The 7,175-nt window shown below is 51.7% G+C and carries 10 protein-coding genes and 1 pseudogene; 4 read left to right on the plus strand and 7 right to left on the minus strand.

Annotated elements, in window-relative coordinates; all coding sequences use genetic code 11:
* Positions 1-9: 9 nt before the first annotated feature.
* Genes HMPREF2596_RS00270 through thiE form a run of 3 tightly spaced genes read right to left on the minus strand, consistent with a single transcriptional unit; the run spans position 10 to position 1,216 of the window.
* Entirely contained in the window at positions 10-303 is a 294-nt protein-coding gene (locus HMPREF2596_RS00270; protein ID WP_049332239.1) for a YciI family protein, read from the minus strand.
* Positions 304-361: 58 nt separating this feature from the next.
* Positions 362-556: a sulfur carrier protein ThiS gene (gene thiS, locus HMPREF2596_RS00275; RefSeq protein ID WP_049351218.1), complete on the minus strand. Its 195-nt coding sequence runs from the start codon at positions 554-556 to the stop codon at positions 362-364.
* Between the two features lie 42 nt (positions 557-598).
* Positions 599-1,216, minus strand: coding sequence for a thiamine phosphate synthase (gene thiE, locus HMPREF2596_RS00280; protein WP_049329750.1), 618 nt, complete (start codon positions 1,214-1,216; stop codon positions 599-601).
* Positions 1,217-1,423: 207 nt separating this feature from the next.
* Here thiE and HMPREF2596_RS00285 point away from each other — a divergent pair, with 207 nt between their 5' ends.
* Entirely contained in the window at positions 1,424-1,807 is a 384-nt protein-coding gene (locus tag HMPREF2596_RS00285) for a hypothetical protein (RefSeq protein WP_004518967.1), read from the plus strand.
* 20 nt (positions 1,808-1,827) lie between these two features.
* On the opposite strand, the pseudogene HMPREF2596_RS00290 reads toward HMPREF2596_RS00285, so the two are convergent.
* Positions 1,828-2,357, minus strand: a pseudogene (locus HMPREF2596_RS00290) (IS1595 family transposase); the annotation flags it as partial.
* 218 nt (positions 2,358-2,575) lie between these two features.
* Here HMPREF2596_RS00290 and HMPREF2596_RS00295 point away from each other — a divergent pair.
* Complete coding sequence (locus HMPREF2596_RS00295) at positions 2,576-2,842, plus strand: SemiSWEET family transporter (protein WP_004518970.1); 267 nt, start codon at positions 2,576-2,578, stop codon at positions 2,840-2,842.
* A 149-nt stretch (positions 2,843-2,991) separates the two neighbouring features.
* Here HMPREF2596_RS00295 and mgtE read toward each other — a convergent pair whose 3' ends face one another.
* Together mgtE and HMPREF2596_RS00305 are read right to left on the minus strand one after the other, a co-directional pair.
* Positions 2,992-4,464, minus strand: a complete 1,473-nt coding sequence (gene mgtE, locus HMPREF2596_RS00300) for a magnesium transporter (protein ID WP_070848826.1) — start codon at positions 4,462-4,464, stop codon at positions 2,992-2,994.
* A gap of 245 nt (positions 4,465-4,709) precedes the next feature.
* On the minus strand, positions 4,710-5,603 hold the full coding sequence (locus HMPREF2596_RS00305) for a LysR family transcriptional regulator (protein WP_070848828.1): 894 nt from the start codon (positions 5,601-5,603) through the stop codon (positions 4,710-4,712).
* 14 nt (positions 5,604-5,617) lie between these two features.
* Here HMPREF2596_RS00305 and HMPREF2596_RS00310 point away from each other — a divergent pair, with 14 nt between their 5' ends.
* Together HMPREF2596_RS00310 and HMPREF2596_RS00315 are read left to right on the plus strand one after the other, a co-directional pair.
* Complete coding sequence (locus HMPREF2596_RS00310) at positions 5,618-6,091, plus strand: CidA/LrgA family protein (protein WP_070848830.1); 474 nt, start codon at positions 5,618-5,620, stop codon at positions 6,089-6,091.
* Between the two features lie 15 nt (positions 6,092-6,106).
* Positions 6,107-6,802, plus strand: a complete 696-nt coding sequence (locus HMPREF2596_RS00315; protein ID WP_070848832.1) for an LrgB family protein — start codon at positions 6,107-6,109, stop codon at positions 6,800-6,802.
* Positions 6,803-6,881: 79 nt separating this feature from the next.
* On the opposite strand, the gene HMPREF2596_RS11340 is transcribed toward HMPREF2596_RS00315, so the two are convergent.
* The coding region (locus HMPREF2596_RS11340) for a hypothetical protein (RefSeq protein WP_168167164.1) at positions 6,882-7,175 on the minus strand (294 nt) is incomplete at its 5' end.

Here is a 7,175-nt window from a genome sequence, read left to right on the forward strand (position 1 = left end):
AAAATCGGTTTAGATAGTTTCCAAATAATTTTCAAGTCCTTCGGCGACCTTGGTCGGAATAAACTCGGTAATCGTGTATTTCGCTACGCCTTCTCGGTGAAACGGGTCTTCTGCAATTAACTTTTCCACCTGTTCCCTGCCTGATGCTTTCATCAGGATAACGCCGCCTGTCCGCGGCTGTTTGCGTCCAGACATCACAAATACACCTGCTTGATAATACCGTTCGAGATACGCGATATGCTCGGCCAGGTAGGTTTCAACCGCAGCCAATTCTTTCATATATTCCAACGATACGATAAACATCTCTTTTCCTTTTCTCAGCATTAAACCAATAGCGCAGCTATACGCGCAGTAAAACCGCTTATCCGCCGACTACCGGGCGCACAATGTCCACTTTATCGTTTTCGTTCAAAACCGTTTCCGCATACGTGCCTTTGGCGACAAACTGGGTATTGACGGCAACGGCAAACGGTTTTGGCGGCGAAGTTTGGGCGATAAGGTCGGCAACGGTTGTGCCGTTTAATGTGATGGTTTCATTGTTCAATATAATCTTCATGATGTTTGCTCCTCTTGTCAGACTTCTTATTTTCAGACGGCCTTATTCATCCCACAAAGCCTGAAACGCTTTAACCACCGCTTCGGGATTTTCCGCTTCGGTCACGGCGCGGACGACGGCAAGTGAGGAAACGCCGGTGGCAAGCACATCTTCGGCGTTGTTCAAATCGATGCCGCCGATGGCGACGACGGGCGTGCCGCGTGCCTGTCTGACGTATTCGCGCAGTTTGTCCAAACCTTGCGGGGCGGTCGGCATTTGCTTGGTCGTGGTCGGGAAAATCGCACCGCTGGCGACGTAGCTAGGTTGTACGGACAAGGCGCGATCGAGTTCGGCAACAGAGTGCGTACTCAAGCCCAAGCGCAAACCGGCAGCTTCAATCGCGGCTAGGTCGGCAGTGTCCATGTCTTCCTGCCCGAGATGCACGCCGTATGCACCTGCGGCAATCGCTTCGCGCCAGTGGTCGTTGATGAAAAGCTGGGTTGCACTGTTTTGACAGGCTACGACGCAACGTTCGATTTCGCGTTTCAACTCGTCGCCATGCAGGATTTTACAGCGCAGTTGCACCGTGTCGGCACCTGCTTTGACCATGCGCTCGACCCAGTCAGCAGTGGGAACAACGGCGTAAAATTTCAGGGGAGATTTGAGTGGCGGGAAGGTCATAACGGCTCCGAAAGGAATAATTCGTTGTTATATTATCAGAAAAGGCCGTCTGAATAATATTTGTTTTCAGACGGCCTGATTGAAAAAATGAATATTGCCCTATTCGGCTTTGGCTTTATAAAAATATGAACATACTGATGGGTTATCAAAATGAGTGCCATATTGGCGCCCCACATTCGGAGACCCAACCCATGAAAAAAATTTCTCTTGTTAGCCGCCCTTCCCTTACTGTTTACCACTTATTCAAATGCCGCCACGCCTAAAGCGGAAGCTTCAAAACCAGCTTCGGCACACAAACAAACCAAGCAGCGTTTTTCCGGCAAAATCACCGGCTATCAAACCGCCGAGCATTTGTTCTCCGTACGCAAGGGCGACCGCCTGCGCATCAGTAAAACCGGCAGCCCTAACGCCTATTTCAACGTATGGGCACCCAAAGACGATGAAGCCGTATTTAACGGTTCGGCACAAGGCGATAAATTTGACGGTATCGCTACCCAATCGGGCAAATATAAAGTGCAGGTCTATATGATGCGCGCCCAAGCCCGCCGTAACACTACTGCCCATTACGCTGTAAACGTCATCAAAAACTAAGGGGCTGACGTAGATTAGCCCTAAATTCCACACCAATCTCGCAGGATTTTAAGCTGTTGAGACGGTGTGCCGAAGTTAAATCGAAATTCGCATTCTTTCAAGAACAGCGGGAAAGATTTGCGATCGATTCCGTTGTATTTTCGCAAGAAACGTTTTGCCTGATTCCAAAAATTCTCAATGCCGTTAATGTGGTTCTGACGGTCGACAAATTCCTTGGAATGGTTGATGCGGTAATGGATAAAACCGCTCACGTCCAACTTATCATAGCTGCTCAGGCTATCCGTGTAAACAATGCTGTCCGGCATGATTTTCTTTTTGATGACAGGGAATAACGTTTCAGACTTGGCATTATCCACCACAACGGTATAGACCCGTCCGTTGCGTTTCAGAATGCCGAAGACAACCACTTTTCCTGCCGCACCTCGACCACGTCTGCCTTTACGCTGTCCGCCGAAATAGCTTTCGTCCAGCTCGACAGAGCCCTCGAAAACCTCATCGGCAGCCAAGGCCAAATGATGGATGATGACATACATATTTTGCGGTAGAATAGAGTTATTTATCCTGCGACTAGGTAGAAGGCGCGGAAAGTCCGGCAGAACTGGTCAGCCTGATTGAAAGCGGCGACTACGAAGCCCTGCTTGCCGAAGATTCGGACGAACATGGCCAAGGCCACGAACATCATTGCGGCTGCGGCTGTTCCCTCGGCTGAGTCAGCCTGCCCATATTATCTACCGCCTCGATTTTCATATTAAAAGGAGACTTACCAGCATGATAAGCAAAGCAAAATTCAATACCGTTGTCGGCAGCATAGGAGCGGCAATAGGTATTTTCGTATTTGTCGCCTATATCCCCCAAATTATCGCCAATATGCAAGGGGCAAAGGCGCAGCCGTGGCAACCCCTGTTTGCAGCAGTATCCTGTCTGATTTGGGTTTTGTACGGTTGGAGCAAAGAACCCCGGAAAGACTGGATTCTGATTATACCCAACGCAGTCGGCGTGATATTGGGATTTCTGACTTTTCTGACTTCGCTTTAAACAAGGGGCTAATCTACGTCAGCCCCAAAACTAAACGCCCTCATGATGTAAAGCTTTAAAAAACAGCAAAGGCCGTCTGAAAATTGAAATTTCAGACGGCCTTTTAAACGGTTTGAAAAGGACGTATCGAACACGTCTTTTTTTTCCTATTACAACAGGAACATGGTTGCTAATCCCAAGAAAATCAGGAAGCCGCCGGAGTCGGTAACCGCGGTAATCAGCACCGAGCTGCCCAATGCCGGGTCGCGTCCGGCTTTGTCCATCATGACGGGAATGAGGACGCCGACGGTCGCGGCCAGCAAAAGGTTCAAGGTCATCGCGGCCACCATGACCAAACCGATGCCGATGTTGCCGTAGAGCAGCCATGAAATCACGCCCATTACCGTGCCCCAAATAATGCCGTTGACGAGGGCGACGCCGACTTCTTTTTTCAGCAGGCGGCCTGCCTGCGTACTGGTCATTTGTCCCATTGCCATGGCGCGGACGATCATGGTGATGGTTTGGTTGCCGGAGTTGCCGCCGATGCCGGCGACGATGGGCATCAGCGCAGCCAGTGCGACGATTTTCTCGATACTGCCTTCAAATGCGCCAATTACGCGGCTGGCGATAAAGGCGGTACACAGGTTGATGGCAAGCCACATCCAGCGGTTTTTCACCGAGTCCCAAATCGGGGCGAACAAGTCCTCTTCTTCTTGCAAACCGGCCATGTTAAACATGTCGGCTTCGGATTCTTCACGGATCACGTCCACCATTTCGTCAATGGTGATCCTGCCGATCAGCTTTTTGTTTTCATCGACAACCGGCGCGGTGACCAAGTCATAACGTTCAAACGCCTGTGCCGCTTCTTCCACATCGTCTTCGGGACGGAAGCGCACGACATCGGTGGCCATCACGTCCGCCACCATGTCTTCGGGGTCGGCGACCAAGAGTTTGCGGATGGGCAGAACGCCTTGCAACACGTCGTTTTCATCGACCACGAAAATCTTGTCGGTATGGTCGGGCAGGCTGTCGAAACGGCGCAAGTAGCGCAATACGACTTCACACGTCACATCGGCGCGGATGCTGACCAATTCAAAGTCCATAATCGCGCCGACTTGGTTGTCTTCGTAAGACATCGCCGCTTTGACCTGCTCGCGTTCTTCTTCATCACGCGTTTGCAGCGCTTCGTACACCACTTGGTGCGGCAGGTCGTCTGCCAGTTCTGCCAATTCGTCTGCGTCCAAATCATCGACGGCAGCCAACAGCTCGTCTTTGTCCATGGACTCGATCAACGTTTCGCGTACGGCGTCGGATACTTCCAGCAACACTTCGCCGTCGTCTTCCGGGGCGACCAAAAGCCAGACGATGTTACGCTCGCGCGGCGGCAGGGATTCCAAGACGGCGGCCACGTCGGCAGGGTGCAGCTCGGCCAAGAGGACGGTCAGCTCGGTGAACTTGTCGCGCAGGCTTTCGTCTTCAATCGGCACGCCTGCTTCGATTTGTTCAAAGGACGGCTCGAGAATTTCGCATAAGGCGTGGATGCGGTCGATATCGTCAGAGATGCGATCGTCAGAAATGCGGTCTTCCACCGCTTCATTGTCGGGGGTATGGTCGAGATTCGGAGGGGTTTGTTCGATGCTCATAAATGCTCCGCCCGCCGGACGCGGGGAGGCATTTCGGCGGGATGATTATGGTTGTTGTGTGTCTGATGGGAAGTTCAAAGGCGAACTGGGAAGGTCCATAATTCGAGCCTGCTGAGAGGCGCAGAGTTGTAAACGGTGCATATTCTACTCTTTTTTAGGCCGTTTTACCATTTTTAACGGGAAAGGCCGTCTGAAACCGGATGATAACGACACTCCTTTTTTTCAGACGGCCTGATGATTTGATTTTATTTGTTTCGCCTGCCGAACGCTTCCCTGACCACGTCCAACCAAGCCCTTAAGGCCGGCGTCGGGCGTTGGTGTTTTTTCCATGCCATGGTGAGCTGCCAGCGGATTTCGGGTTCGACCAAAGGAATGGCGGCAAAGACATCGGGATTGATTTTTCGGGCATAGTATTCGGGCAGCAGGGCAATGCCCATATTGTGCGCCACCATGTCGGCGACCAAATTCCATTGTCCGGTACGGCAGACAACGTTGGGGGTAAAACCTTGATTACGGCAGGCCGTCTGAATGGTTTCGTTGAGGGAAAAGCCGGCGCCGAACAGGATGAAGGGCTCGTGTTGCAGGCTTTTGAGCGTCAGCGCATCGTGTCTCGCCCGACTTTTCGGCATCAAGACCACCAGCGGATAGTTGCACAAGGTAATGCTGTCGAAGTCTTCGTGAACCGGCGCGAGCAGCTGCCCGGCATCAAGTTCGTTGTTGCGCAATGATTGCTCGATGGCGAGCGAGCCTTGTTCCAAAAACGACAATTCGATGTCCGGCCATTTTTGGTGGAAATCAAACAGCGCATGACTGAGCAAATCGCTGCCAAACAAAGCCAAGCCCAAACGCAGCGTCCCGCTTTTGACATGGCGGTAATCGTCAATGCAGGCCAGCAGCAAATCGCGTTCGTGTAGAAGGTTTAACGCGTGGCGATAGACTTCTTCGCCGATTGCGGTCGGCTGCACCTGCCGCTTTTTGCGTCCGTTTTCTTTGCACAAAAGCGGCACGCCCAATTCTTCTTCCAAAGCCTGAATGATTTTGCTGACCGTCGGCTGCGTCAAATTCAACGCGGAAGCCGTGGCCGAAAAACTTTGCAGGCGGATGAGTTCGGCAAAACAATACAGGCTTTTGAAGTCCATTATTCCTCTAAGGCATGATTATTCGTTTAATAATTCATATTATGCAGAAACCAGGTTTCTATAATCAAGCCTTTCATTCAACACACACCCACATCATGGATTCCCTCACCAGATTTTTTCAGACGGCCTTGCAGCTTGCCATCATCGGCGCAGTATGGGGCGTCTCCGACCTTATCGTCCGCTTCACGCATCTGCCTATTTCTTCAGGCGTATTGGGCTTGTTCCTCATGCTCGCCCTTTTGGGGCTCGGCATCATCCGCCCGGGCATGGTTGACCGCGGCGCAAAATGGGCATTGGGCGAACTCGTCTTTTTCTTCATCCCCATCATGGTTTCCGTCTTGCAATATCAAGACCTGCTGATGTCCGAAGGTTGGCAGCTGATTTTGACCATCGCCGTCGGCACCGCGCTCGTGATGATCAGCACCGCCCTGACCCTCGATTTCTGCTACCGCTGGAAACGCCGCCTCTACAGAAAACTCCACTCCTAAAAATAGAGAATAAAAATGGACTACACCGCCCTCGCCTGCTTCATCTGGACTTGCTTTGCCTATGTCATTGCCAAAAAAATCCACCGCAAAAAACCCTTAATGATTTTCTCCCCCGTCGTTACCGTCTCCGTCAGCACCATCCTCCTGCTGCTGGCATTCGGCGTCAATTACGACACCTACCATAAATATACCCAAGGCATCGTCTTCCTGCTCACTCCGGTTACCGTTGCCTTTGCCGTCCCCATTTATGAAAACCGCGAAGTCATCCGCCGCCAGCTGCCCATCCTCTCCATTGCCATTATGGTGGGCATGTTTGTCGGTGTAGTCAGCGCATTCCTCATGAGCCATATGTTTCACTTCAACAACGAAGTGACCAACAGCCTGATGGCGCGCTCCATCTCCACCCCGTTTGCCGTCGTCCTCGCCAGCGAGATCCACGGCTCCGCCTCGCTCGTTTCCCTGTTCACCATCATCACCGGCTTTGTCGGCATGATATTCGGCGACCTGTTTTTGGCCTTTACCCGCATCCGTTTCCACACCGCCAACGGTGTGGCATTCGGCAATGCCGCCCACGGCTTCGGCACATCGCGCGCCGGACAACGCCACGAAACCGAAGGCGTGATGGCCAGCCTGACCATGATTTTGGCCGGACTATTTATGGTATTGTTTGGCCCGACCATGGTGCATTTGGTAATCTGGATGATGAGTTAGGCCCCGTCCTGATGACCATACACAAAAGGCCGTCTGAAACATATATTGGTTTCAGACGGCCTTTTATATTATGGAACGATTACAGTTTGAAAATAGAAGCCTCTGCTAAATCATGAATGGTATCCAACGCAGATGAACCTGTACCATTGCTTGAATAGGTCGCATTGTCTGAGGAAAGACCGGCAGAAGAATCAATAGGATCAGCCTCACCAAACGCACGGCTCAAAAGTTCATCGCCATCGAAAGCTTTGGATTCCAATATCGGCTTCGCGGCCGGCTGCGCAGGCTCGAAACCTTCCCACTCACGCGGATCAAGGCGGATGATATGGTCATCATCATAACCGTCATTAGGACCTTTGCCTTCTCCTGAAAA

Origin of the sequence: Neisseria sp. HMSC078C12, from assembly GCF_001838065.1 — a bacterium.
GTDB lineage: Bacteria > Pseudomonadota > Gammaproteobacteria > Burkholderiales > Neisseriaceae > Neisseria.